Consider the following 26,956-nt stretch of genomic DNA (forward strand, 5'->3'; position numbering starts at 1 on the left):
GTGCGCTACTCGGCCGCGGCGCGGATGCCCGGCATGTCGGGAAAGGTGCAGATGACGGTCGTGCCCTTGTCCTTGCCGGTTTCGATGCGGACGCTGCCGCCATGCAGCTCGACGAAGCTCTTGACGATCGACAGTCCGAGCCCGGCGCCGCGCCGGCGGCCGCCATTGGCGCGCGGCTCGAAGCGGCGGAACACCGAGTCAAGCACGTCGGGCGGCATGCCGGGTCCATCGTCATGGACCGAGAATTCCACCCCGTCCGCCAACTGACGGCAGGCGAGCCGGATGGCGCTGGCCTCCGGCGCGTAGTTGGCGGCGTTGCTGAGCAGGTTGTAGAGGATCTGGCGAATGCGGATTTCGTCACCGTGGAAGGTCTTCGGCGCCGCGGCGGCATCGACCTCGAGCCTGATTGAATGCTCTTCCAGCCGGTCGGCAACCAGCTCGGCGGCGGCGGCGATCGTGCGGTCGACATGGACCTCGGAAATGTCGAGCTGCATGATGCCGGCATCGACCGTGGCCAGGTCGAGTATGTCGTTGACGATGGTCAAAAGCACCGAGGACGACGAGCCGACATGCTCGACATATTCGCGCTGCTTCTGCGTCAGCGGACCGGTGGCCGGCAGCGACAGCAGTTCGGTGAAGCCGATGATGTTGGTCAGCGGCGAGCGCAGTTCGTAGGACACGTGCTGGACGAATTCGTTCTTGAGCTGGTCGGATTTCTCCAGCGCCTCGTTCTTGTCCTTGAGCGCGCGTTCGACACGGACGCTGTCGGTAACGTCGACGAAGGTCATCATCACTTGCCCGTTGGGCAGGGGGATCACGGCGTAGCGCAGCACGGTGCCGTTGTTGAGCTCGGTCTGGCCGTGGCGGTCGCGGCGCTCGTCGTCGAAGCCGGTGATGGCGGCGACGAAGCTGCCCCACGGGCTGTCGATCGCTTGCAGGTCGCAAAGCTCACGGATTGCGGAAACATGGACATTGGGCCGGGCGGTTTCGGCGTCCAGGCCCCACAAAGTAGCAAATGCCGGGTTCGACAGGCGCAGCCTGCCGTCGGGACCGAACACCGCCACGCCTTCGGCGAGGTTGTCGAGTGTTTCGCCCTGGACCCGCACCGCGGTGCGGTAGCGGCTTTCGAGGTCCATCTTCTCGGTCAGGTTCTCGAACACCCAGGTGACGCCGCCCTTGGGCTGCGGGTTGGCGACGACGCGGATGGTCTTGCCGTCGGGCAGGTGCCACCAATGCTCCTGCGATTCCACCGCGCGGTAGGCGCCGAGCAGGCCTTCCTTCCAGCGACGCCACTCCGGCTGCTCGGCGATCTTGCCCTCGCTGCGCAGCCGATCCAGCAGCAAAGCGTTATCGGGCGCGCTGTGCAGGAAGCCTGCATCGAGGCCCCAGAGCTTCTGGAAAGCCTGGTTGAAGAAGCGCAGCTTCTCGTCGGTGTCGAAGATCGCGACCGCCGTGTTGAGCTGGTCGAGCGTGTCGGCGTGGCTGCGCACGGTGCGCTCATATTCGCTGCGGATGGTTTCGATGGCACTGGTGTCGCAGGCAAGTCCCGCCGAACCGTCGGCGCCGGCGAAATCGGTCACCGCGAAAACGCGGCGGTCGCCTTCGATCACCGTGGAAAGCGTCTGTTCGAAGACCGGGTGCGACTTGTGCTGGGCAGCGATCGCGTCGCGCGCCTGGCCGCCGAGGAATTCCTTGGCGTCGCGGACGGCCATCTCCGCGCTTTCGGCCTCGACCGCTTCGGCATAGGCCCGGTTCACCCATCTCAGGCGGCCGTCCTCGCCGCGCAGCCATGCCGGCATCTTCAGCGCCTCGAGCAGGCCGATCATCGTATCATGATCGGCGGCCAGCCGCTGGTTTTCGATCTTCAGCCGGGCCTGGCTGCGTTGCGTCTCGGAAAGGGAAACGAACCGCACCAGCACATGCGCCGCGCTCTTGCGGCCATGCACTTCCAGCGGAGCGCCGGTCTGCGTTTCGATGACGAGGTCGAAGGACACGGCTCTTTCGCGCAGCCCCGCGACGGCATGCTCGAGTGCCGCAGCCGAGCGCGGCATCAGCCAGCGGCCGAAGGCAAGGAAGGCGGCCCGCTCCTCGGGCGCGCCGCTTTCGACCGGCAGCGTGCCGATGAGCTCGGGTTTCTTGTTCTCCGAGGCCCAGACGACGACACGCTGGTCGCGCAAGTTGAGCAGCGCCTCCGAACGGCGCAGCGCCGCGTTGATGTCCGCGATGCGGCTCCTGAGCTCGACATTTTCGGCCGAGGTGCGCGCTCTCTCCCGGATCAGAACGATCGCCGACAGGAATGCCGCTCCCATCACTCCGACAAAGACGGCAAGCTGCACGACCTCGACCGTGCTCACCGATAGGCCGGCGGCCTCCGCACCAGCAGCCTGGGCATGGGCCACCGTGCCGGCCAAAGGCCAGCCAAGTGCGGAGCCGGCAAGGAACAGTCCGGCGCGCGCGCGCCATGAAGGGCGCCCGCCTCGCGTGGCGGTGCCGGTAGTCCTCGAATCGTCATGGCCGCCGGAAACGGCCCGTCCCGCGTAAAGCGGGTTATCCCCCGGCATGTCTTGGTCCTCTTCGCCGCCTGAATGCAAGACCGCCCTGATGCGTACGCCGGTCCTCGTCCCCGGACCGCGAATCACAACAATAGCGCCTGCTGGAATCGGCGTGAAGAATCATTCGGCGCAAAAATAAAGCCGGGCGAAAAGTCAATCGCCCGGCGTCAATATCTGGTAGTAAATTCAGCTTTGGTTAATAGCGGTAGTGTTCCGGCTTGAACGGACCCTGCGGGGTCACGCCGATATAGGCTGCCTGTTCGCCCGACAGTTCGGTCAGGCGAGCGCCGAGCTTGTCGAGATGCAGGCGCGCGACCTTCTCGTCGAGATGCTTGGGCAGCACGTAGACCTGGTTCTGGTACTGCTCGCCCTTGGTGAACAGCTCGATCTGCGCCAGCACCTGGTTGGTGAAGGACGCCGACATGACGAAGCTCGGATGGCCGGTGGCGTTGCCGAGGTTGAGCAGGCGGCCTTCCGACAGCAAGATCATGCGCTTGCCATCGGGGAAGGTGATCATGTCGACCTGAGGCTTGACGTTGGTCCATTTCAGGTTGCGCAGCGATGCCACCTGGATCTCGTTGTCGAAGTGACCGATGTTGCCGACGATCACCATGTCCTTCATCGAACGCATGTGGTCGAGGGTGACGACATCCTTGTTGCCGGTGGTGGTGATGACGATATCGGCGGTGGGTGCGGCATCTTCGAGCGTGACGACCTCGAAGCCGTCCATCGCCGCCTGCAGGGCGCAGATCGGATCGACCTCGGTGACCTTGACGCGGGCGCCGGCGCCCTTCAGCGAGGCGGACGAGCCCTTGCCGACGTCGCCATAGCCGCAGACGACGGCGACCTTGCCGGCCATCATGGTGTCGGTGCCGCGGCGGATGCCGTCGACCAGCGATTCCTTACAGCCATATTTATTGTCGAATTTCGACTTGGTGACGGAGTCGTTGACATTGATGGCCGGGAAAGGCAACAAGCCCTTCTTCTGCAGCTGGTAGAGCCTGTTGACGCCGGTGGTCGTCTCTTCGGTGACGCCCCGGATCGCTTCCTTCTGCTTGGTGAAGAAGCCGGGCGAAGCCTTCATGCGCTTCTTGACCTGGGCATAGAAATATTCCTCCTCCTCGCTATGCGGATTGGACAGCACGTCCTCGCCGGCCTCGGCGCGCGCGCCGATCAGGATGTACATGGTGGCGTCGCCGCCATCATCGAGGATCATGTTGGAGGTGCCGCCGTCGGCCCACTGGAAAATCCTGTCGGTATAATCCCAGTACTGCTCAAGCGTCTCGCCCTTGACGGCGAAGATGGGGATGCCGGCCTCGGCGATGGCCGCGGCCGCATGGTCCTGGGTCGAGAAGATGTTGCAGGAAGCCCAGCGTATATCGGCGCCGAGCGCCTTCAGCGTCTCGATCAACACCGCGGTCTGGATGGTCATGTGCAGCGAGCCGGTGATGCGCGCGCCCTTGAGCGGCTTCTTGGAGCCGAATTCCTCGCGGCAGGCCATCAGGCCCGGCATTTCGGTTTCGGCGATCTCGATTTCCTTGCGGCCCCAGCCGGCAAGCGAGATGTCGGCGACCACATAATCTTTGCTACCCGTCATGGCAGTGCTCCGATGCGAATTGTTACGCTATTGAATTGTTTGCGGATGCGCCCGCGCCGGCAGGCGCGTCGAAGGGCGCGAATTGCCCGCCTGACTAGCAGATCGGCGTCAAGACGACAATGGGATATAAAGAAATCTTTATCCCTGCATGTCTTCCATGCGAAGGTAAGGGATCAGCATTCCTCGCCGAAGCGGGACGCGACCAGCTGCTCCAGCGCATTCATGACCTCAAGCGCTTCGGGACCGCTGGCGGTGACGCGAATCGAATAGCCCGGACTTGCCGCCAGCATCATCAGGCCCATGATCGAGGTGCCGCCGACCTTGACGCCGTCCTTCTCGACGTGGACCGACGCGTTGTAGCCGCTGGCGAGCTGCACGAACTTGGCCGAGGCGCGCGCGTGCAGGCCGCGTTGATTGACGATCGGAAATTCGCGGACGATCTGGTCCTTTTCCGACGACATCGTGCTCATTTGCTGCTCAGGAGCTGGCTGGCGACATTGATGTATTTGCGCCCCGCCGCCTGCGCCTCGTCGAGGGCCGCCGCCATGTTGTCGCCCTTGCGGATCGAGGATAGCTTGATCAGCATCGGCAAATTCATGCCGGCGATGACTTCGGTGCGGCCGGACTCCATCACGGAAATGGCAAGGTTCGAAGGCGTGCCGCCGAACATGTCGGTCAACACGATCACGCCCGTCCCGGTGTCGACACGGGCAACGGCATCGACGATGTCGCGCCGGCGCTGCTCCATATCGTCGTCAGCCCCGATCGCCACGGTTTCGAAATTGTCTTGTGGCCCGACGACATGTTCCACGGCATGTCGGAACTCGGTGGCCAGTTGACCGTGCGTTACAAGCACGAGTCCGATCATTCTTTGGTGGCTCCCGTCATCGCCGCTTCACAGGCGCATTTTATGCTCGCCAGCCATTCCAGGCGGCGGGAGCGCTATCTTGTCGACGCGCGGCTCGTTGACAAGCCCAAAATTGCGCCGGCCTATGCCATTTTGACGCATTGCAGCAAAAAACCCCGGTCGCATCATAGAAAAGGCGCGATCGACAGATGCGCCATCACGGCGGGCAAGGCAGCGGCAATATTGCGTTCCGCAACGTCAATCCGCGGCACCAGGCAGCCGGCGATGTTGTCGTCGGCATCCTCCTGAAAGCGTGCCACTTCGCCGGCCGGCAAAAGCCTGACATGCAGATCGATGACGGCACCCGCTTCAAACGGCACGGATCGCGGACCACGCCCGGGCACCTCGACCAGGCCCTCGATCGCGGCGGGCGCGCGGCACACCAGCCGTCCCGCATGTGCCATGACGAAAAGCTGGTCGTCGCCGACGAGCCGTGAGAACAAGCCTCGCGGGTGGCAATGGTCAATGAGCGCCAGCGCCAGTGTCGTCTTGCCCGAACCGGATGCGCCGCTGACGAGAACGCCGCGCTCGCCGATCAGGATGGCCGTTGCGTGGATGTTTTCAGGCTGCATGAGCGTGCCCGCTTATGTATTTCGGAAATCCTGATCCAACCCCGTCATCCCGAGTATCTGCAGGCCTTTCAATAGTGTTCGCACCATAGTCCCGCTGTGCGGCGGATCCACGGGACAAGCCCGAGGATGACGGCCGCAAGGCCGCGATATCCGGGATCATTTTTGCATGAGGCATGATCTGATCCGAAAACCGGTTCCCACTTTTCGGGATCATGCTTCGGCCGGCAGCGTAACCACGAAGCGGGCGCCCTTGATCTCGCCTGGCTTGGTGCCGGGGATGTTCTCGGCGGTCAGCGTGCCGCCATGGGCCTCGACGATCTGCCTGGATATCGACAGGCCAAGGCCTGAATTCTGGCCGAACGCCTCGCCGGCGGGCCGGTCGGTGTAGAAACGTTCGAAGATGCGGTCGATGTTGTCGGCACGGATGCCGGGACCATTGTCATCGACGGTGAGGATGTTGAACTTGCCGGTGCGCGCCAGCGACAGGATGATGTGGCCGCGCTCCTCTGGCACGAAGGAGCGGGCGTTCTCGATCAGGTTGGTGATGACCTGGCCGATGCGCAGGTCGTGGCCGACGACGAAATAGCCTTTGACGCCCTGCGGCAGCTTGGCGACCCTGAGCTCGATCTCGACCGCCTTCTTGTTGCGCGTCGTTTCACGCGAGACGGCGACGAGGTCGGTGATGAACTTCTTCAGGTCCACGGTCCCCGCGTCATCCCGCGCCAGCTCGGCGTCGAGACGGGAGGCATCCGAAATGTCGGTGATGAGGCGGTCCAGCCGCCTGACGTCGTGCTGGATGATCTCCATCAGCCGGCTGCGCGAATTGTCGTTCTTGGCCAGCGGCAAGGTCTCCACCGCGCTGCGCAGCGAGGTCAGCGGGTTCTTCAATTCATGGGAAACATCGGCGGCGAAGCTCTCGATCGCCTCGATGCGCGCATAGAGCGCGTTCGTCATGTCGCGCACGGCAATCGACAGATTGCCGATCTCGTCCTGACGGTCGGAGAAATCAGGAATTTCCTCGCGGCTCTTGACGCCGCGCCGTACCCGCACGGCCGCCGCCGACAGCCGGCGCAGCGGATTGGCGATGGTGGAGGCCAGAAGCATCGACAGGATGGCGGTGACGAGCGCCGCGATGCCAAAGACGCGCAGGATCGCCTTGCGTTCGGCGGCGACGATCTTGTCGATGTCGCCGCCTTCGGTCGACAGCATCAACACGCCGAGAACGGCGCGGAAGCGCTGGATCGGCACCGCGACGGAAACGATCTGCTCGCCCTGTTCGCTGATCCGGACGATGGTCGACGGGCTGCCGGTCAGCGCCTTGACCACTTCCGGGAAGGCGGCGCCATTGCCGCCCGGCTGCTCGTGATAGACCGGCAGATCGGTGTTGCGGAAGAAGTCGAAGATGAACTTCTGGATGCGTTCGACAAGGTCGGGCTCTTCCTCGTCGACCGGGGGCAGATCGTACCGAAGGATCTGCCCGCGCGAATAGAGATGGCGCGAATCGAGCAGCAAATTGGCGTCGCGGTCGTAGATGCGGGCGCGGGTGCGGGTCGGCGAGATCAGCCGGCGCAGCACCGGGGCGACGCGCTCGGGATTGATCGGGAAATCTAGATTGTCGAGCTGGTCGGAGCCCGGTCCCAGGCTTTCGCCGGCCTGCAGCTCAAGCAGCTTTTCCGGATCGATGCTGATCGAATCGGTCTCGACCGTCGCCGAGGCGGCGATCGCGCCGGCGATGATCTCGCCCTGGGTCATCAGGCTTTCGACGCGGGCGTCGATCAGCCCGTCGCGGAAGGTGTTGAGATAGAGAATGCCGGTGACCAGGACTGCGAGGCCGGCGAGATTGAGGAAGAGGATACGCCGCGTCAGGCTGGAAAAAATGTGATGGCCGAGGAAGCGGCGCATGGGCACGGTGAGCTTCGACAGGAACGCGGGCATGATGCGCGCCGGCCGCCTTGCAACGCCCGCCGATCTGCTCCGCTGTGCTTCCACTGCCATCGAACAGCCGTTCCCTGCTTAGTATTAGTGAGTAGCGGGTAGCGAATAGAGAAATGGTTGGCTGAGATTGCGGCGATGCACGGGTGGCCGCTCGCACCATTCAAAACTGACTACCGACTATTCTCTATTGCCTACCCGCCTATTCACGCCTCGCGGAACCGGTATCCGACTCCGTAAAGGGTTTCGATCATCTCGAAGTCGTCGTCGACGGCCTTGAACTTCTTGCGCAGCCGCTTGATGTGGCTGTCGATGGTACGGTCGTCAACATAGACCTGCTCATCATAAGCCGAATCCATCAGCGCATCACGACTTTTTACGACGCCGGGGCGCTGTGCCAGCGAATGCAGGATCAGGAATTCGGTGACGGTGAGCGTCACCGGTTCGCCTTTCCAGGTGCAGGTGTGGCGTTCCTGGTCCATGACGAGCTGGCCGCGCTCGAGCGAGCGCGCCTGCTGGCTGGGCGCTTTTGCCGCGGCCTCACGGGCGCTGGCACGACGCAACACCGCGCGCACCCGCTCGACCAGCAAACGCTGCGAGAAGGGTTTGCGGATGAAGTCGTCGGCGCCCATCTTGAGGCCGAACAGCTCGTCGATCTCGTCGTCCTTGGAGGTCAGGAAGATGACCGGCAGGTCGGATTTCTGGCGCATCCGGCGCAAGAGTTCCATGCCGTCCATGCGCGGCATCTTGATGTCGAGGATGGCGAGATTCGGCGGGCGCGCCGCCAGGCCTTCCAGCGCGGACGCACCATCCGTGTAGGTTTCGACGCGATAGCCTTCCGATTCGAGGGCGATCGACACTGAGGTCAGAATGTTGCGGTCGTCATCGACAAGCGCGATTGTTGCCATTTCAAGCGGCTCCCTCATGAGCTGTCCCTTCTTTGGTAGAGAAGGGGCTTTTGCAGGACAAATTAGGTACAAAATGTGGCATAGGCCTTCGCCGCTGTCACGGGCGGCATGCCGGCGGCCACGATCGCACCTCGATATGGATTGGACGAACCAGCGCCGCCAATCCTTTGGGCAACCACGAAACTTTTTGCACATATAAACGATTTAAACAACTTTCAAAATATTTAAATCGATTAATGATTTGATATCATTCGGCTTTTCTGGTTCTGACCATCTAAGCTCGCGTAGTGGGCGTGCCGGAAGGCGCCGGCAAAGATGCGGCAAATCGGAGAAGGGTCACCTATGTCGGAAGTCGGCAAACGCAATCCTGCCTGCGCGATCGATCGTATCGGTCTCAGAACCTCTGGCCTGGTGCGCTACAATTTCGGGGCGGCCGCCCTCTACGAGGAATCGATCAGGCGCGGCGAAGCGCGGCTGACAGCGCACGGCGCGCTGGTCGCCGAAACAGGCCAGCACACCGGCCGTTCGCCCAAGGACAAGTTCGTCGTCCGAGACGGCGCCACCGAGCATGACATCTGGTGGGACAACAACAAGGCGATCTCGCCGGACCAGTTCGAGACGCTGTTCGAAGAGTTCCGGGCGCACGCCGCGGACAAGGATCTCTACGTGCAGGACCTGGTGGGCGGCGCAGACCATGAGCTGAAGCTGCCCACCAGAGTCATCACCGAGTTTGCCTGGCATTCGCTGTTCATCCGTAACCTGCTGATCCGTCCGGAAGCCGCGGAGCTCGACCATTTCGTGCCCGAGATGACGATCATCGACCTGCCCTCCTTCCGCGCCGACCCCGCCCGCCACGGCACCCGCACCGAAACCGTGATCGCCGTCGACCTCACCCGCAAGATCGTCCTGATCGGCGGCACTTCCTATGCCGGCGAGATGAAGAAATCGGTGTTCACAATGCTGAACTACCTGCTGCCGGCCAAGGGCGTGATGCCGATGCACTGCTCGGCCAATGAGGGCCCTGGCGGCGACGCCGCGATTTTCTTCGGCCTGTCGGGCACCGGCAAGACGACGCTGTCGGCCGATCCGTCGCGCACGCTGATCGGCGACGACGAGCACGGCTGGGGGCCGCACGGCATCTTCAATTTCGAAGGCGGCTGCTATGCCAAGACCATCAAGCTGTCGGCGGAAGCGGAGCCTGAGATTTTCGCCACCACGCAGCGCTTCGGCACGGTGCTGGAGAACGTCGTTCTCGACGCCCATGGCGTGCCGGATTTCGACGACGGCCGGCTCACCGAGAACACGCGCTGCGCCTATCCGCTCGACTTCATACCCAATGCCAGCAAGACGGGGCGCGCCGGCCATCCCCGGAACATCATCATGCTGACCGCCGACGCTTTCGGCGTGATGCCGCCGATCGCACGACTGACCCCGGCGCAGGCGATGTATCATTTCCTGTCCGGCTACACGGCCAAGGTGGCCGGAACGGAGAAGGGCGTGACCGAGCCCGAAGCGACGTTCTCGACCTGTTTCGGCGCGCCGTTCATGCCGCGCCATCCCTCGGAATATGGCAATCTGCTGCGCGAGCTGATCGCGCAGCACGGTGCCGATTGCTGGCTGGTCAACACCGGCTGGACTGGCGGCGCCTACGGCACAGGCAGGCGGATGCCGATCAAAGCGACGCGCGCGCTGCTTGCCGCGGCACTCGACGGCTCTCTGAAGACGACCGGTTTCCGTACCGACGCCAATTTCGGTTTCGAGGTGCCGGTGGCGGTGCCGGGCGTCGACGCCGCCATCCTCGACCCGCGATCGACCTGGGCCGACAAATCCGCTTATGACCGGCAAGCGGCAAGGCTGGTCGGCATGTTCGCCGTCAATTTCGAGAAGTTCGAAAACCATGTCGACGCCTCCGTCCTCGGCGCGGCGCCGCACATGCGGGAAGCGGCGGAATAATCGCCCGCCAGGCTCAGCCATCCTCGCAAGGCCCGGTCCCGATCGGGCCTTTTCTTTTTTCGTGCGCCGCGCCATGACTGCGGCATGACGAGCGACGACACAATCATCATTGCCGACGATGCCGTGATCCATCCGGGTGATCTGCACGAGGATTTCATCCGCTCCTCCGGCCCCGGCGGGCAGAACGTCAACAAGGTGGCGACGGCGGTGCAGCTGCGCTTCGATGCACGCAACGCACCCGGCCTGTCGGAGCGCGTGCGCGAACGCACGATCAGGCTTGCCGGCCAGCGCGCCACCAAGGACGGCGTCATCGTCATCGAAGCCGGACGCTTCCGCACGCAGGAGCAGAACCGGGCGGATGCACGGGCGCGGCTGACGGCGCTGGTCGCCAAGGCGGCCGAGCCGCCACCGCCGCCGCGCAAGAAGACGAGACCGTCGAAAGGCGCGGTCGAACGGCGGCTGAAGAGCAAGGCCGGACGCGGCACCATCAAGAAACTGCGCGGCCGGGTAGAGAACGATTAAGCAACACACCAATCGCGCGCGTGAACCCGCTTTCAATTTCGCTTTGCAGATGCAAGGTTTACTCATTGCCACAGCAAGGAGACCTGGAGATGGGTATGTTCGATTTCGTCAAGAGCGTCGGCAAAAAGCTCGGCATAGGCGGTGACGAGGAAGCGGCACCCAGCGCCGATACGCTCAAGAAAGAACTCGATTCGCACAAGCTCGGTACCGACGGCGTGCAGGTCGTCGTCCAGGGCGACACGGCGGTGCTGAAGGGCGTGGTCAAGGACCAGTCGGTTTTCGAAAAGGCGGTCATCGCCGTCGGCAACACGCTAGGCGTCTCCAAGGTGCAGGCGGACGAGTTGCAGGTCGCGCCGGCCGCCGGTTCGGCGGCGGCCGCGGCCAAGGAACCGACCTTCTACACCGTCCAGAAGGGCGACAATCTCTGGAAGATCGCCGAGAAAAGCTATGGCAAGGGCAAGGGCGCCAAGAACACGGTCATCTTCGAGGCCAACAAGCCGATGCTGACCCATCCCGACAAGATCTATCCGGGGCAGGTCCTACGCATTCCAGACCTCACCTGATCAAGGGAGACGCGAATTTTTCGGGAACGGCGGCTTTCGGGTCGCCGTTTTCATTTTCAGATGGCATGCTCGAACCGACGAAACGGAGCTAGCGACCGACCTCATGCTCGTTCTGCCCAAGGGCGTCCGCCACATGCCGGCCTATCTGTCCCGCGACGTGCAGGAGGCGCTGGTGGAGGATGTGAGAGGCATCGTCCAGCAGGCGCCGCTATTCGTGCCGGCCATGCCGCGCACCGGCAAGGAAATGAGCGTGCGCATGACCAATTGCGGCCCGCTCGGCTGGGTCACCGACAAGGAACGCGGCTATCGCTACCAGCCGACGCACCCCGTGACAGGGACGCCGTGGCCGCCGATCCCGGATGTGCTGATGCGGTTGTGGCGAGAGGTCTCGGCCTACCCGCATCCGCCGCAGGCATGCCTGGTCAATTTCTACGCGCCGGATGCGAAGATGGGTCTGCATCAGGACCGCGACGAGGAGGATTTCTCAGCACCCGTCGTCTCGGTCTCGCTGGGCGACGACTGCCTGTTCAGGGTCGGCCAGACGACGCGCGAGGGGGCGACCCGGTCGTTCCGGCTGAAGAGCGGCGACGTCGTCGTGCTCGGCGGCGAAGGACGCCTCTGCTTTCACGGCGTCGACCGCATCTATCCCTCGACCTCGGCGTTGCTGAAAAATGGCGGCAGGATCAATCTGACGCTGCGGCGGGTGACGAGGGGTCAGTGAGCACTGCTGCGCCGCGCATAGACCTCGATGTAGTCTCCTAGCGCGATCTCTTCGTAATTGCTCATCAAGGCCTGGAAGTCAGCGTTCTGACGCATCCAGGTAGTCCATATTGGAGGATAATTCGCCGCCAACGACAACACGGATTTCTTCTTGTCCAAGCGATCGACAAGGATGATGTCCGGCTTGTTGTCGCGGATCAAGGAGTTGACATAAAGCGTATAGTTGTCGAGGTCGTGCCGCGCTATTCGTTCGTCTTCGCCGTGATAGTTGCCTTTCATCAAACCCCAAAGCGCATGGGCGCCAACCCAATCATGAGCGTAGGCTGAAAGCCAGCGGCCATTGACCATCCTCGCCAGCGGATTCCCGACGGAAAGATCCGAACTGACCTGAACAATGGACGGCGAGGAGTATCGGGCCTTGATTGCATCGACCAGGCTCTTTTCCGGCATCTGGTAAAACTGGTGGTGCGTTACCGTGAGAGCGACAACCACGGCAAAGGCGGCGCTAGAATGAAGTCTCGCATTGGCGCGCTCCGAGGCCGCTTCTTCTCCTGAAAGCGCGAGCACTTTTTGCCGTCGCGATGCAACAGCCAACAGCATCGCGACCAGCAACGCAAGCTGATACGGATACTGGTGATTGGGCCAATATTTGCCAAGATATGCCATTGAGACAAAGAAGCCTGCGCCACTTGTTACCGCAATTGCCACATCACTTCGCCAAGCAGATTTCCGCATCTGGAAGGCTATAAAAACGACGAACACCGCAAAGGTCGGCAGCGCCAACAGAATATTTATGTTGGCCCGCAGACTGACATAGTAGCGCATCAGCAAAGGCAAGAACGTATCAAGAAATTCTGGGAACCATATTCGCACGCTGGCGAGATACCCCGTGCAGATCGCGCCTATGACGATATTCTCAACAGTCAGGCAGGCCAGAAGCGACCGCCTTCGCCAGGCGATGACAAGATAAGGCAGTGCGATGCCAAGTGCCCAGTGGGGCTTAACGAGCAGCAACACGCTTGCCGCCAGCCCAACGGTGAATGCAAGTGCAAATGGTATATGCTGGCCTTGACTATCGTTGGAACGCCACATCATCAGGAACAGCATCGGCATGAACAGCATCATACCGATATGCTCGCGTTGTCCGAAAATATTCCCTGGCATGATCAGAAGCAGAACCGCGAGCATGGGATAGACCCACTGGGTTCTGAGATCGACAAAGATCCTGCCTTTCTCGATCACAAGGGCCGACAACAAAATCGAAACGACGAAGATAAGATAGATGAAATATTCGATCGCCAATTCCGGCGAAATTCCCAACCTATGGGACAACCACACTGGTCCGATATACAGAGCGACCGAAAAAGGCGGGTTGGTTTCTAAAATGTCGACATAGAGTTTCTGACCAGAAAAAATCTTCTCGCAGATAATGATTATCCAACTCACATCGGTGTTGTCACCCGCTGTCCAAGGCATGAAAAAGGAGATCACGACGACCAGTCCAACGAGCGAGAATTGCCGCAGACTGCCGATACGGTACTGGGATGCGACCATCGCATCGAACGTTCTTGCGCCCGACAAGCTCATATGATTGCCTCTAAAAGGACGAGCCTCCGCAAAAGATTAAAGGTCATGATCGAAACTGGGACAGAGGCATAGCTGCTTGCGATCCCATTAAGATTGCATCGGAAACTAGCTCGGATAGCCTAAAGTGCCGTTAATCGCGCCAGCTAAAGCTTCCTGAGCGCCACTTCCTCGACGAGGTGGTCGGCGCCTTTGCGTAAGATCAAGTCGGCGCGGGCGCGTGTCGGCAGGATGTTTTCGCGCAGGTTCTTCAGGTTGATGTTGGTCCACAGGCCTTCGGCAATCGCCCGCGCTGAATCCTCCGACAGTTGCGAATAGCGATGGAAGAACGATTCCGGATTGCGGAAAGCGGTCTCGCGCAGCCGCATGAAGCGGGAAATGTACCATTCGTGGATCAGCTTCTCGTCGGCATCGATGTAGATGGCGAAGTCGAAGAAGTCGGACAGGAAAGGCACGATCTTGCCGTCCTGCGGCAGCTTGCCCGGCTGCAGCACATTGATGCCCTCGAAGATCAGGATGTCGGGCCGGTCGATGGTGACGAACTCGCCGGGGATGACGTCATAGGTGAGGTGCGAATAGACCGGCGCGCGGATATCGGGCAGCGCCGACTTGATGCCCGAGAGGAAGCGCAGCAGCGCGCCCACGTCGTAGCTGTCGGGAAAGCCCTTGCGCTCCATCAGGTTTTCGCGGCGCAGCACCTCGTTGGGCAGCAGGAAACCGTCGGTGGTGATGAGATCGACCTTGGGGCTGGACGGCCAGCGCGCGAGCAGCTCCTTCAGCACGCGCGCCGTGGTCGATTTGCCGACCGCGACCGAACCGGCGATGCCGATGATGAAGGGCGTCTTGACCACGTCCGAGGCGTTGAAGAAAGCCTGGCGCTGGCGGAACAGCAACTGGCTGGCCTCGACATGCGCCGACAGAAGCCGCGACAGCGACAGATAGATGCGCTTGACCTCTTCGAGATCGATTGGATCGTTCAGCGAACGCAGGCGGCGGAATTCATCCTCGCTCAGCGTCAGCGGCGTGTCGGCGCGGAATTGCGACCATTGCTCGGCCGAGAAAAAGCGAAAGGGGGAATATTTCTCGGTCGGTGCGAGCTGATCCATCGAGATTCCTGCCCTCCTCGCGGTCAGCGCTTGGACCGTGACGCCTTCTCGGCGATACCCGAACGCCCGGTGCGGCTTTCGAGCTCCCTAAGCACGTCGTCCAACGGCACACCCGAAATGCCGAGGACGACGAGCCAATGATATATAAGATCGGCACTTTCCGAAACGAGCGCCTGTTTGTCACTCTTGATGGCGGCAATCACCGTCTCGACCGCCTCTTCGCCGAGCTTCTGCGCCGCCTTCTCGATGCCGCGCGCGTAAAGCTTGGCGGTCCACGAGTCCGGATCGCCGGAATGGGCGCGTTCGCTGACGATTGTCTCCAGGTCGGAGAGTGAAAACCCAGTCATGGCGCCTTGGCCCTGTTTCTTAGCCGCAAGCCTCTAGGGCCGATCGCCCGAGGAGTCCAGCCGCATCGGCAGGCCGGCTTGCGCCATATGGGCCTTGGCCTCGGCGATCGTATAGGTGCCGAAATGGAAGATGGAGGCCGCCAGCACGGCACCTGCATGACCGTCGCGAATGCCTTCGACCATATGGTCGAGCGTGCCGACACCGCCCGAAGCGATCACCGGGGCGCGCACCGCGTCCGATACCGCGCGGGTCAGCGCGATGTCGTAACCGGCCTTGGTGCCGTCGCGGTCCATCGAGGTCAACAGGATCTCGCCGGCACCGCGATCGACCATTTTCCGGGCGAATTCGATCGCATCCATGCCGGTTTTTTCCCGTCCGCCGTGGGTGAATATCTCCCAGCGGTCGGCCTCGCTGGCGCCCGACACTTTCTTGGCGTCGATGGCGACGACGATGCACTGGTTGCCGAACTTGTCGGCGGCCTCGGCGACGAAATCCGGGTTCTTGACCGCCGCCGTGTTGATCGACACCTTGTCGGCGCCGGCCAGGAGCAATTTCCGGATATCGGCGACCTGGCGTACGCCGCCGCCGACGGTGAGCGGCATGAAGCATTGCTCGGCCGTGCGGGCGACGACATCGAAGATGGTCTCGCGATTGTCCGATGACGCGGTGATGTCGAGGAAGCAAAGCTCGTCGGCGCCAGCCGCGTCATAGGCCTTGGCGGCCTCGACCGGGTCGCCGGCATCGACGAGATCGACGAAGTTGACGCCCTTGACGACGCGGCCGCCCTTGACGTCGAGACAGGGGATGACGCGGGCTTTCAGCATCAGCGGCCTTCTATCGTGGCTATGAGATCGTTGAGCAGCTGCCCGACCAGCGGCGGCACATCGGCCTGCGCATCGAAAGCCGGATCGTAGGCGGAAACGGTGATGCCGACGATCGGCACCGCAAGCGCCATAGCGCAGGTCGCGTCGCGCAATTGTTCCGGGTTCGGCCCGCCCGGCGCTACATAGCGGTTGGCCTGCAGCGCCTCAGGGTCGTGCACGTCGAGATCGAGATGCAAGTGCACGCGTTTAGCGCCGGCGACCTTGAGTTTTTCGGTTGTCGCTGCCGCTCCCGGACATTCCGTGCGGATCACCGGCAATGCCTCCAGAAGCTGTTTCTCGTCCGGGTCGAGATCGCGAGCGTTGACGAGCACGCAGCGCGACGGATCGATCGGCTGGAAGCCAGGAATTGCCGCCGCCATCGGGCGCCAGCACAGGCCAAGCACGGTGGCCAGCGCCATGCCGTCGAGAAAGCCATATGTGGATGTCTCGGGCGTGTTGAGGTCGCCATGCTGGTCGGCCCAGATGATCGCGTCCGCGCCCTCGCCGGCGACGGCGCCGGCTGATGTCAGGCAGTTTCCGGCCAGCACGATTGGAAAACGTCCCCTGTCGCGGGCGATGCGGACCTCGCCTGAAACGGCGTTGCAGACGGCGAAACCGGTGGCGATCTCACGCTCCTGGGCATCGCCGACCTTGCCGATGTCCTCGACCGCGACATCGTGGCCGGCCATGGTCAGGGCTTCGACCAATCCGCCCGCAATCAGCGCGTCCGGCCCCTGGCCCATGCCGCCATGATAATGGCCGCTGTCATAGGAGGCCAGGATGATCGAGACTTTCAAGATCGCATCTCCACCGGGGGCGCGCCTTTCAGGATCGCCAATGCTTCGGCCGGATCGATGCGGCCGTCGTAAAGCGCGCGGCCGGAGATCGCGCCTTCGAGCTTTTGCGCGTCGGGCATGGTCATGCGCACGATGTCGGCGACCGAGGCGAGGCCGCCAGAGGCGATGACGGGGATCGACACGGCGTCGGCGAGGCTGATCGTGGCATCCCAGTTGATGCCGGTCAGCACGCCATCGCGGTCGATGTCGGTGTAGATGATGGCGGCGACGCCGGCGCCCTCGAATTTCCTGGCCAGTTCGACGACGCCAAGGCTCGACGCCTGGGCCCAGCCCTCGACCGCCACCTTGCCGCCCTTGGCGTCGATGCCGACGGCGACCCTGCCCGGAAAGGCCTTGCAGGCCTGCCTGACCAGGTCCGGATCGCGCACGGCCACCGTGCCGAGGATGACACGGGCCAGTCCGCGGTCGAGCCAGTCCTCGATCTGCTCGAGCGTGCGGATGCCGCCGCCGAGCTGCACCGGGTTCTTGGTCGCCTTGAGGATGGCGCCGACCGCGGCGCTGTTGACGCTCTGACCCTGGAAGGCGCCATTGAGGTCGACGACATGCAGCCATTCGAAGCCCTGCTCTTCAAATGCCTTTGCCTGGGCGGCCGGGTCGTCGTTGTAGATGGTCGCGGTCGCCATGTCGCCGTGCCTGAGGCGCACGCACTGGCCGTCCTTGAGGTCGATTGCCGGAAACAGGATCATTTTCTCAGGCGCCTTCGACAATGACAAAATGGCCGGTCGAGGCGGCAAGCCGGAATTTAGAGGCCTGCTGATATTCCGGCGAATGATAGCATTCGACCGCCCTGGCGTAGGATTCGAACTCGACCAGGACGTGGCGGTTGCCGGTTGGCCCTTCCGGGCTCTCGTGGCGTCCCGCCCGCACGACGAATTTCGCGCCGTACTTGGCGAAGGCAACGGCATTCGCCTCGATATACCGCTTGTACAGATCGGGATCGCGAACATCGATCATCGCCATCCAATAGCCCTTCTTGCTCATGGCTCCTCAAGGCCTCCAGCGCAGGAAATTGGTGATCAGGGCGAGGCCCAGCGCCTGGCTCTTCTCTGGGTGGAACTGCGTGCCGACGAGGTTGTCGCGGGCGACGGTCGCCGTTACCGGGCCGCCATAGTCGGCGACCGCGAGCACCTCGTCGGGCTTGCGCGCATCGAGATGATAGGAATGGACGAAATAGGCGTGCAGGCCGGTTGGCCCGGTTGGAACGCCGGAGAACAGCGGATGCTTGCGCATCAGCTCGATCGTGTTCCAGCCGATCTGCGGGATCTTGAGTGCCGGATCGGCCGGCGTGATCTCCTTCACGTCACCTGATATCCAGCCAAAGCCATCGGTGATCGTCTTTTCGAGGCCGCGCTGCGACATCAGCTGCATGCCGACGCAGATGCCGAGGAAAGGACGCCCCTTGGCGATGGCGACTTCCTCGACAGCTTCCCACATGCCGGGGACGGCACGCAGGCCGGCCGCGCAATCGGCATAGGCGCCGACGCCGGGCAGCACGATGCGGTCGGCCGTGCGCACCCGCTCGGCGTCGGCGGTCAGGTCGATGCCGGCGGCGATGCCCGCCTCGCGCGCCGCGCGCTCGAAGGCTTTGGTGGCCGAGCGCAAATTGCCCGAGCCGTAATCGATGATCGCAACGCGCATGTCAGCGTCTTCCCGGAATGTGGGTCAGCCCCAGCGCCATGCCCGGCTGCGCCGGGCGCGCCAGGGCGGCGTCCGGCACCATGCGCGGCGCAGGCTCGGCTTCATCCGCATGTCGCTCGGCCTCCAGGGCAAAGCGCGCATCGGCATCGTCGAGCCAACCGGCTTCGACCACCCCCCATTCGCGCCACCCGCGGCGGCGGAGTGCCGCGATGCGCAGCGCCTGTCCTTCCAGCCCGACATAGAGCGAGACAAGCAGGGACAGCAGCGAGCCGGCCCATCCAAGACCGAGCCTTTCGCCAAGCATCGAAAGCACCGCCATGACAATGAAGGTGAGTGCCGCTTCGATCCACAGCCGATGCCAGGCGAACCACAGCGGCGGCACCAGCAGGCCGAGCCAGGTGAAGCCGTCGCGGACAAGCGCCGTCGCATCGGCCTTTTCGCCAGGGCCCGGCGGTTCCATCACGACATAGCTGGCCATGACGCTATCCCTTCAACGATCCCTTGGTGGAGGGAACCGCGTCCGGCTGGCGCGGATCGCGCTCCAGTGCTGTCCGCAGCGCACGCGCCACCGCCTTGAAGCAGGTTTCGGCAATGTGGTGGTTGTTGGCGCCATAGTGATTGGTGACATGCAACGTGATGCCAGCGTTCTGTGCCAGCGCCTGGAAGAATTCGCGCACCAGCTCGGTGTCGAAGGTGCCGATCTTGGGCGAGGAAAACGAAACGTTCCACACCAGGAAGGGACGGCCGGAGACATCGATCGCCGCGCGCGTCAGCGTCTCGTCCATGGCAAGATCGATCGAGGCATAGCGCATGATGCCGCGCCGCTCGCCCAGCGCCTTGGCCAGCGCCTGGCCGAGCGCGATGCCGGTGTCCTCGACCGTGTGGTGGTCGTCTATGTGCAGGTCGCCCTTGGCCCGAACGGTCATGTCGATCAGCGAATGGCGCGAAAGCTGGTCGAGCATATGATCGAAGAAGCCGACGCCGGTCACGATGTCCGATTTGCCGGAGCCGTCGACATGGACCGACACGGCAATGTCGGTTTCCCTGGTCTTGCGGCTGATTTCGGCGGAACGGGGCGACATGGCCTTGTCCTTGTCCGTGAGTTTAAGCGCTTCAGGCGTTCGCCTGCTTGAAAACGAAAGCCTTCTAGCAGCATGATCCGGCGATTGCCAGTTGCGATCCAGGCCGGTATCGAGCGTTTGCAATCACCGCCCCCATGCATACATATGGGCCGATCAAAGTCACTCGTACCGCGCCAATCGCCTTTTGAGGGATGGCGCGAATCGGAGCAGCAAATGTCCAATGAACTGACCATGCACGCCACGACTATCGTGACGGTGCGCAAGGGCAACAAGGTGGTGATCGCCGGCGATGGCCAGGTCAGCCTTGGCCAGACCATCATGAAGGGCAACGCGAGAAAGGTGCGCCGCATCGGCAAGGATGGCAACGTGATCGCCGGTTTCGCCGGTGCCACGGCGGACGCCTTCACGCTTCTGGAGCGGCTCGAAGCCAAGCTCGAACAATATCCCGACCAGTTGACGCGCGCCTGTGTCGAACTCGCCAAGGACTGGCGCACCGACCGCTATCTGCGCCGGCTGGAAGCGATGATGCTGGTGGCCGACAAGTCGGTCTCGCTGGCGCTGACCGGCACCGGCGACGTGCTCGAGCCCGAGCATGGCGTCATGGCCATCGGTTCAGGCGGCAACTATGCGCTGGCTGCGGCCCGCGCCTTGATGGACAGCGACAAGGATGCCGAGGAGATCGCGCGCAAGGCGATGCAGATCGCCTCCGACATCTGCGTCTACACCAACAACAATTTCGTCGTCGAAACACTCAATGCCGCCTGAAACAGGCCGGCGTCCATGATCCCGATCCGAAAGACCGCGCAAGCGAAAAATGGAGACGGCTTCGGAGAAGATCATGGAAAGACACGAACATAGCTACGATTTTCGACCGGTGACCCAGAAGGACCTGCCGATGATCGCCGGCTGGCTCGCCGAACCCCATGTCGCTCAGTGGTGGGACGATCCAGAGACGGAAATCGCCGAGATTCGCGATCATATCGATTCGATTTCCGTCGAGCCGCTGATCGTGGAACTCGACGGCACGCCGATCGCTTACCTGCAAAGCTACGATCCACACCTGGAAGAAGACCACCCTTATGCCGACCAGCCGTTCGGGACGCTCGGCATCGACCTGTCGATCGGCCGGCCGGAACTGGTCGGCATCGGCCATGGCTCGGCGATGGTGCGCCAGTTCGTCGAGCAGTTGTTCGAGGAAGGCGTGCCGCGCGTCATCATCGATCCCGACCCATCCAATGGCCGCGCCATCCGCGCCTATGAAAAGGCGGGATTCCGCGCAATTGATCGCCGGCAATCCAGATATGGTGATGTCGTGCTGATGGCAATCGATGCGCACGAGACGCAAGCGGGCGACACGGAAGCGGGGAACTGACGGATGAACGCAGTTGGCGAGGACAGAACGCTCTCGGCGTATGAAGACAGCTGGCGGATGGGGCTTCTGCTCGTGCTCGCCCTGGTCATCTTCCAGGCTGGAGCCCTCTATGGCATGGGGCATCCGCCGATCTGCACCTGCGGCTATGTCAAGCTCTGGCACGGCGTGGTGAACAGTTCCGAGAATTCCCAGCATATATCGGACTGGTACACGTTCTCGCACATCATCCACGGCTTCCTGTTCTATGCGCTGGCCAGGTTCCTGTTTCCGCGTTCGCCGGTCGGCTTGCGGCTGGCTTTCGCCGTCTTCATAGAAGGCGGCTGGGAGCTGATCGAGAACAGCCCGTTCATCATAGAGCGCTACCGCGCCGGCACCATCTCGCTCGACTATTACGGCGACAGCATCATCAATTCGGTGTCGGACACGCTGGCCATGGTGCTGGGATTTGTGATGGCGCGAAGGCTACCTATATGGGTGATCGTCAGCCTCGCCATCCTTTTCGAACTGGGTACGGGCTACCTTATTCGGGACAATCTGACACTCAACGTGATCATGCTGCTGCATCCGTTCGAGGCCATCAAGCAGTGGCAAAGTGGAATTTAGTGATATGAGCACATTTTCTCCCCGCGAAATCGTTTCGGAACTCGACCGCTTCATCATCGGCCAGAAGGACGCCAAGCGTGCCGTGGCCATCGCCTTGCGCAACCGCTGGCGGCGCCAGCAGCTGGAGGGGCAGATGCGCGAAGAGGTGATGCCGAAGAACATCCTCATGATCGGGCCGACCGGCGTCGGCAAGACCGAGATCTCGCGCCGCCTGGCGCGGCTGGCCGGTGCGCCCTTCGTCAAGGTCGAGGCGACCAAATTCACCGAGGTCGGCTATGTCGGCCGCGATGTCGAGCAGATCGTGCGCGACCTCGTCGAGGTCGCCATCGGCCTGGTGCGCGAGAAGATGCGTGAGGACGTCAAGGCGCGCGCCCATGTCAACGCCGAGGAACGCGTGCTGGAAGCGCTGGTCGGCAAGACCGCCAGCCCTGCCACACGCGATTCTTTCCGCAAGAAGCTGCGCGAGGGCGAACTCGACGACAAGGAGATCGAGATCGAAGTGGCCGACACCGGCAATGGCGGCATGCCCGGCTTCGAGATTCCCGGCATGCCGGGCGCCAATATCGGCGTGCTCAATATCAACGACATGCTGTCCAAGGCAATGGGCGGCAAGAAGACCAAATTGCGCAAGACGACGGTGAAGGAATCCTACGACCTGCTGGTCAACGACGAGTCCGACAAGCTGCTCGACCAGGACGAGGTGGTGCGCCGGGCGCTGGACGCCGCGGAAAATGACGGCATCGTCTTCCTCGACGAGATCGACAAGATTGCGGCCCGGTCGGACATCTCCGGCGGCCCTTCGCGCGAAGGCGTGCAGCGCGACCTGCTGCCGCTGGTCGAAGGCACCACGGTGGCGACCAAATATGGGCCGTTGAAGACCGATCACATCCTGTTCATCGCATCGGGTGCGTTCCACGTCTCGAAGCCGTCCGACCTTTTGCCAGAGCTGCAGGGCCGCCTGCCGATCCGGGTCGAATTGCGCGCCCTGGAAAAGGAGGACTTCGTTCGTATCCTGACCGAGACGGAAGCGAGCCTCATCAAGCAGTATATCGCGCTGATGAAGACCGAAGGCGTCGACCTGACCTTCACCGACGACGCCATCGATTCGCTGGCCGGCATCGCCGTCGACCTCAACGCCAGCGTCGAGAACATCGGCGCGAGGCGTTTGCAGACGGTGATGGAGCGCGTGCTGGACGAGATCTCCTACGACGCGCCGGACCGCAACGGCACTGCGGTGACCATCGACGCCGCCTATGTGGAGAAACATGTCGGCGACTTGTCGAGGAACACCGATCTGTCGCGCTTCATTCTTTGAGCAGGCGCGCGCCGGATCGTTCCGGCGCCTGTCGGGCGAATGGATCATGTGTGGCCGGATGGTATCATTCGGCCACCTTTCGTTCTGCCGAGCGCAGGGCCGCTCTCGACTCGACCAGGAGCTTTACCTAATTTGCGCGGCAATTCTCTAGGCGGCGGGGCGCATGAAAAAACTCATCCCAGTCATTCTCGGCTTGACGCTGGCGGCAACGCTGTTCGGCGCCGACGCGGCAACCCTGGTGCCGCCGGGAAACCGCAATGCCGAGCAACCCGGGATTCCGGGAGCCTCGAGCCGGCGCACGCAGGCCACCAACACCACGTTCCAGGCAAAATACCGCAAGGTCTATGCGCTGCTGCAGAACGACGCCGACCTGCGCGCCAAGATCAAGAAGGCGGCAAGCGTCTACGGCATCGATCCAATGCACATTGTCGGCGCCATCGTCGGCGAGCACACCTACAATGTCGACGCCTACGACCGGCTGCAGACCTACTACGTCAAGGCGATCTCCTATCTCTCCAGCAAACTGTCCTTCGCCTATGACGGCCAGGACATCACGGATTTCGTGCAGCGGCCGGAATTCAGGAAATGCGCCGGAATGTCCGACAGTTACGATTTGTGGGAATGCCGCGAACAGGTGTGGAACCGTTCGTTCCGCGGCAAGACGGTGGGCGGCGAGGACTTTCCCAACGACCGTTTCGGCGCCACTTTCTTCCAACCTTACTATGCCGGCCAGACCTTTGGTCTCGGCCAGCTCAATCCGCTGACCGCGCTCCAGATGAGCGATCTCGTGCACAAGGTCTCCGGCCTGCCCAAGCTCGACGTCGGCGATCCCAATGCGGTCTACAAGACCATCATGGATCCCGACCTGACGCTGCCTTACGTCGCCGCGACGATCCGGAAATCGATCGACGCTTACAAGAGCATCGCCGGCTTCGACATTTCGAGCAATCCGGGCCTGACCGCCACGCTCTACAATGTCGGCAATCCCGAGCAGCGCGCCTATGCGCTGAAGGCGGAGAACGAGAAGCGCAGCGCCGCCGGCGAGCCGGTGAAGCTGCCGGAGGAGAATTATTACGGCTGGCTGGTCAATGACAAACTACCGGAGCTGAAGGCGCTGTTTTAGGGAGCTCAGGCGCGCTGACGTTAATTTGCCAACGCCTGCGCCGCAGACCCTGACAATTGGCGTTGCATCCTACGCCGCCAGCAGCGACTTCAATTTCACCGCCTGCGAACCGAGCGCTTCCGGCGCCGGCCTCGCCCGTTTGCCGATCAGCATCTCCGCCAGCCTGATATCGCGGGCGACCGCATTGCCCGGCCCGATGCCACTGGCGGCCACCAGCCTGCCGTCCTCGGCAAGGTGAAAGAGGATGAAGGCGTCCTCGCCGAGATCGCGGCGCACCGTGCTGCGGCCTTCGTCGGAAAGCCCCGCGATCTGCAGGGACAGGCCATATTGATCCGACCAGAACCACGGCACCGCCGCATGTGCCTCGGCGGCGCCGAGCATGTTTTTTGCCGCCAGCGCGCCTTGTTCCTGGGCGTTGCGCCAGGCCTCCAGCCGCACGCGACGGCCGCCATAGACGGCAAGCGGGAACGAACAGCAGTCGCCGGCAGCGAAGATGTCGGCGTCGCTGCTGCACAGTTCGGCATCGACTGATATGCCGTTGTCGATGGCCAGTCCCGCTTCGGCGGCAAGAGCCGTCACCGGCACGGCGCCGATGCCGATGATGGCGAGATCGGCGAGGATTTCGCGGCCGCCGGCAAGCACGATGCGCGCCTGCCTGCCGTCGTCGGCGATCGAGGCAATGCCTTCGCCGCACGTTATGTCGACGCCTTCGGCGACGTGGGTGTCATGGACGACCTTGGCGATCTCGGCCGGTACGCCGCGCATCAGGATACGCGGCTGCGCCTCGATGACGGTGACCGCAGCGCCGAGCTTGCGGGCCGCCGCGGCGAGTTCGAGGCCGATGAAGCCGCCGCCGATGACGGCAATGCGGTTACCCGCCTTGAGGTGGGCGCGGATGGCCAGCGCATCGGCGAAGGTGCGGAGGTAGACGCAGCGCCCGTCAAGGCCAGACATCGACAGTTTGCGCGGCGTCGAGCCGGTCGCCAGCAGCAGCTTGTCATAGGGCAGAACCGAACCGGCCGACAGGCGCACGGCATGCGCGGCGCGATCGATCGCTACAGCTTGAATGGAATGAATATGCCGGATCGACTTTTCGGCGAGGATCTCGTCGCTGGCGATCGCCTTGATCTCGGGCACGCCGCCGGCCATGGCGTCCTTGGACAGAGGCGGCCGTTCATAGGGCAGATGCGGCTCGTCGCCGACCAGCGTCACCGGTCCCTCATAGCCGAGGTCACGCAATGCAAGCGCTGCCCGGCCGCCGCATTCCCCGGCGCCGATGATGACCATTCCGCGCGTCATACCGGTCATCCGATCTGGACGAGGACGCTGCCGGCGTCGACCTTGACCGGATAGGTGCTGAGATTGACGCAGGCCGGCGCGCCCTTAGCCTGGCCTGTCTTGTAGTTGAAGCGGCCATTGTGCTTGGGACATTCGATGATCTCGTCCATGACAAGCCCGTCGGCGAGATGCACCTTTTCGTGCGTGCACAGGCCGTCGGTGGCGAAATACTCGTCATCGGGGCTGCGATAGATGGCGTAGCTGCGGCCGCCGTGATCGAACCGCATCACATCTTCTTCGTCGATGTCTCCCACGGCACAGGCCTCGACCCAGTCGCTCATACATTTCTCCCGCGAAATTTCCCGATCGCGCCTCACGGGCGGATATCACTCCGCCGCGGCGTTGAAGGCAGCATTGTCGTTGTGCAGATCCTCGCGATACGGCCTGGCCGTTGGCGGCAGCTCGCGCTTGAGGAAATAATCCTCGTTGCGCAACTGGCGCCAGAAGACAGGCAGCATCTCGCGATAGCCGGCCAGGATCGACGGCGTCGGCGCCGGCAAATCATGCTTGATCAGTTCATGCAGCTTCGGCAGCGCATGGTAGGGCACCATCGGGAACATATGATGCTCGACGTGGTAGTTCATGTTCCAGTAGATGAAACGACTGATCGGGTTCATGTAGACGGTGCGGCTGTTCAGCCGATGGTCGGTGACGTTGTCGGCAAGACCGCCATGCTGCAGCAGGCCGACCATGACGTGGTGCCAGGCGCCATAGAGCCTGGGCAGGCCGACCAGCATCAAGGGCAGGAACGAGCCGGTATAGAGCGCCAGCGCGATGGTTGCGGCATAGATCGCGGTCCAGATGCGGGCGATGCGGATCGCTTTCGGCTGTTCCTGCTCGGGAATAAAGGTCTTTTCGGCCGCGCTGATGTTGCCGGCGGCGTTGCGCAGCATGTCTGACATCGCATGCCAGGCGTCGAGCACGCCGACAAAGCCGAGGATGGCGCGCACCAGGTCCGGCGGCCGCATAACCGAGATTTCCGGGTCGCGGCCGACGATGATGGTGTCGGTGTGATGGCGCGTGTGGCTCCAGCGCCAGGTCACCGGGTTGCGCATGATCATGAAGCAGGCGACCTGATAGACCCAATCATTCATCCACTGCGTGCGGAAGGCCGTACCATGGCCGCATTCGTGCCAGCGGGAATCCGTGGACGAGCCGTAGAGCACGCCATAGGCGAAGAAGAACGGCACGCACCACCAGGTGCCCCAGAACCAGGCACCGCCGGCGCCGCTGACGATGAGCGCGGCGATCCAGATCGCCGTGTCGCGGAGCGCGGGCGCGTCGGAGCGCTGCATCAGCTCCTTCATCTGCTTGCGGGGAATGTCGGTGTGATACCATTCGGCCGCCGACAGGCCGGTCTCGACGGCCAGCCTGGCGTCGCGGCCGATCAGGCTGTAGTCACGCCGGGACGGCGCAGCATGCATGGTTGCCTCCCTCGGCAAGGGCATCCGCCACGCGAATGCCCGACATTTCCTGACTTCGAGGCTGAAAATAACGCTAG

29 protein-coding genes are annotated in these 26,956 nt (G+C 62.8%); 9 read left to right on the forward strand and 20 right to left on the reverse strand.

The genetic code is table 11. From position 1 onward, the window contains the following. Nucleotides 1-5: 5 nt before the first annotated feature. The 7 genes from FJ973_RS00240 to FJ973_RS00275 all read right to left on the reverse strand — a co-directional run bounded on the left by FJ973_RS00240 (nucleotide 6) and on the right by FJ973_RS00275 (nucleotide 8,468). On the reverse strand, nucleotides 6-2,561 hold the full coding sequence (locus tag FJ973_RS00240; protein WP_140554561.1) for a PAS domain-containing sensor histidine kinase: 2,556 nt from the start codon (nucleotides 2,559-2,561) through the stop codon (nucleotides 6-8). Nucleotides 2,562-2,748: 187 nt separating this feature from the next. Beyond that, a complete protein-coding gene (gene ahcY / locus FJ973_RS00245; RefSeq protein ID WP_140554562.1) occupies nucleotides 2,749-4,149 on the reverse strand; it encodes an adenosylhomocysteinase in 1,401 nt (466 codons plus the stop codon). A gap of 173 nt (nucleotides 4,150-4,322) precedes the next feature. Continuing rightward, a complete protein-coding gene (locus FJ973_RS00250) occupies nucleotides 4,323-4,619 on the reverse strand; it encodes an HPr family phosphocarrier protein (RefSeq protein WP_140491179.1) in 297 nt (98 codons plus the stop codon). Continuing rightward, a complete protein-coding gene (locus FJ973_RS00255) occupies nucleotides 4,616-5,017 on the reverse strand; it encodes a PTS sugar transporter subunit IIA (protein ID WP_027032585.1) in 402 nt (133 codons plus the stop codon). The genes FJ973_RS00250 and FJ973_RS00255 overlap by 4 nt, the downstream gene beginning before the upstream one ends. A gap of 164 nt (nucleotides 5,018-5,181) precedes the next feature. After that, nucleotides 5,182-5,628 carry an HPr kinase/phosphorylase gene (locus tag FJ973_RS00265; protein ID WP_140554564.1) on the reverse strand — a complete coding sequence of 149 codons (447 nt, stop codon included), beginning with the start codon at nucleotides 5,626-5,628 and terminating at the stop codon, nucleotides 5,182-5,184. A gap of 210 nt (nucleotides 5,629-5,838) precedes the next feature. Then, complete coding sequence (locus tag FJ973_RS00270; protein ID WP_140491185.1) at nucleotides 5,839-7,623, reverse strand: sensor histidine kinase; 1,785 nt, start codon at nucleotides 7,621-7,623, stop codon at nucleotides 5,839-5,841. 143 nt (nucleotides 7,624-7,766) lie between these two features. Then, nucleotides 7,767-8,468: a response regulator transcription factor gene (locus FJ973_RS00275; RefSeq protein ID WP_010912942.1), complete on the reverse strand. Its 702-nt coding sequence runs from the start codon at nucleotides 8,466-8,468 to the stop codon at nucleotides 7,767-7,769. Between the two features lie 342 nt (nucleotides 8,469-8,810). On the opposite strand from FJ973_RS00275, the gene FJ973_RS00280 reads away from it, so the two are divergent. The 4 genes from FJ973_RS00280 (at nucleotide 8,811) to FJ973_RS00295 (ending at nucleotide 12,227) form a co-directional block, all read left to right on the forward strand. Continuing rightward, on the forward strand, nucleotides 8,811-10,421 hold the full coding sequence (locus FJ973_RS00280; protein ID WP_140554565.1) for a phosphoenolpyruvate carboxykinase: 1,611 nt from the start codon (nucleotides 8,811-8,813) through the stop codon (nucleotides 10,419-10,421). 84 nt (nucleotides 10,422-10,505) lie between these two features. Further along, entirely contained in the window at nucleotides 10,506-10,943 is a 438-nt protein-coding gene (arfB, locus tag FJ973_RS00285) for an alternative ribosome rescue aminoacyl-tRNA hydrolase ArfB (protein ID WP_140491189.1), read from the forward strand. An 89-nt stretch (nucleotides 10,944-11,032) separates the two neighbouring features. Beyond that, nucleotides 11,033-11,506 (forward strand): peptidoglycan-binding protein LysM, encoded by a 474-nt coding sequence (gene lysM, locus FJ973_RS00290; RefSeq protein WP_140554566.1) that lies wholly within the window; start codon nucleotides 11,033-11,035, stop codon nucleotides 11,504-11,506. Nucleotides 11,507-11,609: 103 nt separating this feature from the next. Next, entirely contained in the window at nucleotides 11,610-12,227 is a 618-nt protein-coding gene (locus tag FJ973_RS00295; RefSeq protein ID WP_140524103.1) for an alpha-ketoglutarate-dependent dioxygenase AlkB, read from the forward strand. Here the strand turns inward: FJ973_RS00295 and FJ973_RS00300 are convergent. The 10 genes from FJ973_RS00300 to hisB form a co-directional block, all read right to left on the reverse strand. Continuing rightward, complete coding sequence (locus FJ973_RS00300) at nucleotides 12,221-13,813, reverse strand: hypothetical protein (protein WP_140554567.1); 1,593 nt, start codon at nucleotides 13,811-13,813, stop codon at nucleotides 12,221-12,223. The two genes, FJ973_RS00295 and FJ973_RS00300, sit on opposite strands and share 7 nt — an antisense overlap. 143 nt (nucleotides 13,814-13,956) lie before the next feature. Beyond that, nucleotides 13,957-14,916, reverse strand: a complete 960-nt coding sequence (gene coaA, locus FJ973_RS00305) for a type I pantothenate kinase (RefSeq protein WP_140491197.1) — start codon at nucleotides 14,914-14,916, stop codon at nucleotides 13,957-13,959. A 23-nt stretch (nucleotides 14,917-14,939) separates the two neighbouring features. After that, nucleotides 14,940-15,263: a phosphoribosyl-ATP diphosphatase gene (locus FJ973_RS00310; RefSeq protein ID WP_140554568.1), complete on the reverse strand. Its 324-nt coding sequence runs from the start codon at nucleotides 15,261-15,263 to the stop codon at nucleotides 14,940-14,942. Between the two features lie 33 nt (nucleotides 15,264-15,296). Beyond that, a complete protein-coding gene (gene hisF, locus FJ973_RS00315; RefSeq protein WP_181170860.1) occupies nucleotides 15,297-16,091 on the reverse strand; it encodes an imidazole glycerol phosphate synthase subunit HisF in 795 nt (264 codons plus the stop codon). Continuing rightward, nucleotides 16,088-16,924, reverse strand: coding sequence for an arginase family protein (locus tag FJ973_RS00320; RefSeq protein ID WP_140554569.1), 837 nt, complete (start codon nucleotides 16,922-16,924; stop codon nucleotides 16,088-16,090). Before FJ973_RS00320 ends, hisF begins: the two co-directional genes overlap by 4 nt. Beyond that, nucleotides 16,921-17,670, reverse strand: a complete 750-nt coding sequence (hisA, locus tag FJ973_RS00325; RefSeq protein ID WP_140554570.1) for a 1-(5-phosphoribosyl)-5-[(5-phosphoribosylamino)methylideneamino]imidazole-4-carboxamide isomerase — start codon at nucleotides 17,668-17,670, stop codon at nucleotides 16,921-16,923. The genes FJ973_RS00320 and hisA overlap by 4 nt, the downstream gene beginning before the upstream one ends. A gap of 4 nt (nucleotides 17,671-17,674) precedes the next feature. Continuing rightward, nucleotides 17,675-17,965 carry a DUF1330 domain-containing protein gene (locus FJ973_RS00330; protein WP_140524112.1) on the reverse strand — a complete coding sequence of 97 codons (291 nt, stop codon included), beginning with the start codon at nucleotides 17,963-17,965 and terminating at the stop codon, nucleotides 17,675-17,677. A 6-nt stretch (nucleotides 17,966-17,971) separates the two neighbouring features. Then, nucleotides 17,972-18,622, reverse strand: coding sequence for an imidazole glycerol phosphate synthase subunit HisH (gene hisH, locus FJ973_RS00335; protein WP_140517743.1), 651 nt, complete (start codon nucleotides 18,620-18,622; stop codon nucleotides 17,972-17,974). A 1-nt stretch (nucleotide 18,623) separates the two neighbouring features. Next, nucleotides 18,624-19,100, reverse strand: coding sequence for a DUF2628 domain-containing protein (locus tag FJ973_RS00340; protein WP_140554571.1), 477 nt, complete (start codon nucleotides 19,098-19,100; stop codon nucleotides 18,624-18,626). 4 nt (nucleotides 19,101-19,104) lie between these two features. Next, entirely contained in the window at nucleotides 19,105-19,704 is a 600-nt protein-coding gene (gene hisB / locus FJ973_RS00345) for an imidazoleglycerol-phosphate dehydratase HisB (protein ID WP_140491213.1), read from the reverse strand. Nucleotides 19,705-19,917: 213 nt separating this feature from the next. Here hisB and hslV point away from each other — a divergent pair, with 213 nt between their 5' ends. The 5 genes from hslV (at nucleotide 19,918) to FJ973_RS00370 (ending at nucleotide 24,117) form a co-directional block, all read left to right on the forward strand. After that, nucleotides 19,918-20,469, forward strand: coding sequence for an ATP-dependent protease subunit HslV (gene hslV, locus FJ973_RS00350; protein WP_140491215.1), 552 nt, complete (start codon nucleotides 19,918-19,920; stop codon nucleotides 20,467-20,469). A gap of 73 nt (nucleotides 20,470-20,542) precedes the next feature. After that, on the forward strand, nucleotides 20,543-21,076 hold the full coding sequence (locus tag FJ973_RS00355) for a GNAT family N-acetyltransferase (protein WP_140491217.1): 534 nt from the start codon (nucleotides 20,543-20,545) through the stop codon (nucleotides 21,074-21,076). A 3-nt stretch (nucleotides 21,077-21,079) separates the two neighbouring features. Then, entirely contained in the window at nucleotides 21,080-21,679 is a 600-nt protein-coding gene (locus FJ973_RS00360; RefSeq protein ID WP_140491219.1) for a DUF2585 domain-containing protein, read from the forward strand. A gap of 4 nt (nucleotides 21,680-21,683) precedes the next feature. Next, the gene (hslU, locus tag FJ973_RS00365; RefSeq protein ID WP_140517738.1) at nucleotides 21,684-22,994 is read left to right on the forward strand and encodes an ATP-dependent protease ATPase subunit HslU; all 1,311 of its coding nucleotides are present in this window, start codon (nucleotides 21,684-21,686) and stop codon (nucleotides 22,992-22,994) included. A 163-nt stretch (nucleotides 22,995-23,157) separates the two neighbouring features. After that, nucleotides 23,158-24,117, forward strand: coding sequence for a DUF1402 family protein (locus FJ973_RS00370; RefSeq protein ID WP_140554572.1), 960 nt, complete (start codon nucleotides 23,158-23,160; stop codon nucleotides 24,115-24,117). A 69-nt stretch (nucleotides 24,118-24,186) separates the two neighbouring features. Here FJ973_RS00370 and FJ973_RS00375 read toward each other — a convergent pair whose 3' ends face one another. From FJ973_RS00375 to FJ973_RS00385, 3 genes are read right to left on the reverse strand one after another with little or no spacing between them, the layout of a single operon-like run. Next, a complete protein-coding gene (locus tag FJ973_RS00375) occupies nucleotides 24,187-25,425 on the reverse strand; it encodes an FAD-dependent oxidoreductase (protein WP_181170850.1) in 1,239 nt (412 codons plus the stop codon). Beyond that, the gene (locus FJ973_RS00380) at nucleotides 25,422-25,736 is read right to left on the reverse strand and encodes a MocE family 2Fe-2S type ferredoxin (protein WP_140554574.1); all 315 of its coding nucleotides are present in this window, start codon (nucleotides 25,734-25,736) and stop codon (nucleotides 25,422-25,424) included. Before FJ973_RS00380 ends, FJ973_RS00375 begins: the two co-directional genes overlap by 4 nt. 45 nt (nucleotides 25,737-25,781) lie before the next feature. Beyond that, nucleotides 25,782-26,879, reverse strand: a complete 1,098-nt coding sequence (locus tag FJ973_RS00385) for a fatty acid desaturase family protein (RefSeq protein ID WP_140491229.1) — start codon at nucleotides 26,877-26,879, stop codon at nucleotides 25,782-25,784. Nucleotides 26,880-26,956: the final 77 nt, after the last annotated feature.

It is taken from the genome of Mesorhizobium sp. B2-1-3 (genome assembly GCF_006442495.1).
Taxonomy (GTDB): domain Bacteria; phylum Pseudomonadota; class Alphaproteobacteria; order Rhizobiales; family Rhizobiaceae; genus Mesorhizobium.

Bases quoted from the DNA above. Each gene is read 5' to 3' on its own strand.
- FJ973_RS00295 (WP_140524103.1), top strand. From the start codon at position 11,610: ATGCTCGTTCTGCCCAAGGGCGTCCGCCACATGCCGGCCTATCTGTCC.
- FJ973_RS00265 (WP_140554564.1), bottom strand. From the start codon at position 5,628: ATGCAGCCTGAAAACATCCACGCAACGGCCATCCTGATCGGCGAGCGC.
- FJ973_RS00380 (WP_140554574.1), bottom strand. From the start codon at position 25,736: ATGAGCGACTGGGTCGAGGCCTGTGCCGTGGGAGACATCGACGAAGAA.
- FJ973_RS00385 (WP_140491229.1), bottom strand. From the start codon at position 26,879: ATGCATGCTGCGCCGTCCCGGCGTGACTACAGCCTGATCGGCCGCGAC.
- FJ973_RS00280 (WP_140554565.1), top strand. From the start codon at position 8,811: ATGTCGGAAGTCGGCAAACGCAATCCTGCCTGCGCGATCGATCGTATC.
- FJ973_RS00360 (WP_140491219.1), top strand. From the start codon at position 21,080: ATGAACGCAGTTGGCGAGGACAGAACGCTCTCGGCGTATGAAGACAGC.
- FJ973_RS00275 (WP_010912942.1), bottom strand. From the start codon at position 8,468: ATGGCAACAATCGCGCTTGTCGATGACGACCGCAACATTCTGACCTCA.
- lysM (WP_140554566.1), top strand. From the start codon at position 11,033: ATGGGTATGTTCGATTTCGTCAAGAGCGTCGGCAAAAAGCTCGGCATA.
- FJ973_RS00250 (WP_140491179.1), bottom strand. From the start codon at position 4,619: ATGAGCACGATGTCGTCGGAAAAGGACCAGATCGTCCGCGAATTTCCG.
- hisB (WP_140491213.1), bottom strand. From the start codon at position 19,704: ATGTCGCCCCGTTCCGCCGAAATCAGCCGCAAGACCAGGGAAACCGAC.
- coaA (WP_140491197.1), bottom strand. From the start codon at position 14,916: ATGGATCAGCTCGCACCGACCGAGAAATATTCCCCCTTTCGCTTTTTC.
- FJ973_RS00340 (WP_140554571.1), bottom strand. From the start codon at position 19,100: ATGGCCAGCTATGTCGTGATGGAACCGCCGGGCCCTGGCGAAAAGGCC.
- ahcY (WP_140554562.1), bottom strand. From the start codon at position 4,149: ATGACGGGTAGCAAAGATTATGTGGTCGCCGACATCTCGCTTGCCGGC.
- FJ973_RS00240 (WP_140554561.1), bottom strand. From the start codon at position 2,561: ATGCCGGGGGATAACCCGCTTTACGCGGGACGGGCCGTTTCCGGCGGC.
- FJ973_RS00310 (WP_140554568.1), bottom strand. From the start codon at position 15,263: ATGACTGGGTTTTCACTCTCCGACCTGGAGACAATCGTCAGCGAACGC.
- hisH (WP_140517743.1), bottom strand. From the start codon at position 18,622: ATGCGCGTTGCGATCATCGATTACGGCTCGGGCAATTTGCGCTCGGCC.
- FJ973_RS00370 (WP_140554572.1), top strand. From the start codon at position 23,158: ATGAAAAAACTCATCCCAGTCATTCTCGGCTTGACGCTGGCGGCAACG.
- hslV (WP_140491215.1), top strand. From the start codon at position 19,918: ATGTCCAATGAACTGACCATGCACGCCACGACTATCGTGACGGTGCGC.
- arfB (WP_140491189.1), top strand. From the start codon at position 10,506: ATGACGAGCGACGACACAATCATCATTGCCGACGATGCCGTGATCCAT.
- FJ973_RS00270 (WP_140491185.1), bottom strand. From the start codon at position 7,623: ATGGCAGTGGAAGCACAGCGGAGCAGATCGGCGGGCGTTGCAAGGCGG.
- FJ973_RS00300 (WP_140554567.1), bottom strand. From the start codon at position 13,813: ATGAGCTTGTCGGGCGCAAGAACGTTCGATGCGATGGTCGCATCCCAG.
- FJ973_RS00375 (WP_181170850.1), bottom strand. From the start codon at position 25,425: ATGACCGGTATGACGCGCGGAATGGTCATCATCGGCGCCGGGGAATGC.
- hslU (WP_140517738.1), top strand. From the start codon at position 21,684: ATGAGCACATTTTCTCCCCGCGAAATCGTTTCGGAACTCGACCGCTTC.
- hisA (WP_140554570.1), bottom strand. From the start codon at position 17,670: ATGATCCTGTTTCCGGCAATCGACCTCAAGGACGGCCAGTGCGTGCGC.
- FJ973_RS00330 (WP_140524112.1), bottom strand. From the start codon at position 17,965: ATGAGCAAGAAGGGCTATTGGATGGCGATGATCGATGTTCGCGATCCC.
- FJ973_RS00355 (WP_140491217.1), top strand. From the start codon at position 20,543: ATGGAAAGACACGAACATAGCTACGATTTTCGACCGGTGACCCAGAAG.
- FJ973_RS00255 (WP_027032585.1), bottom strand. From the start codon at position 5,017: ATGATCGGACTCGTGCTTGTAACGCACGGTCAACTGGCCACCGAGTTC.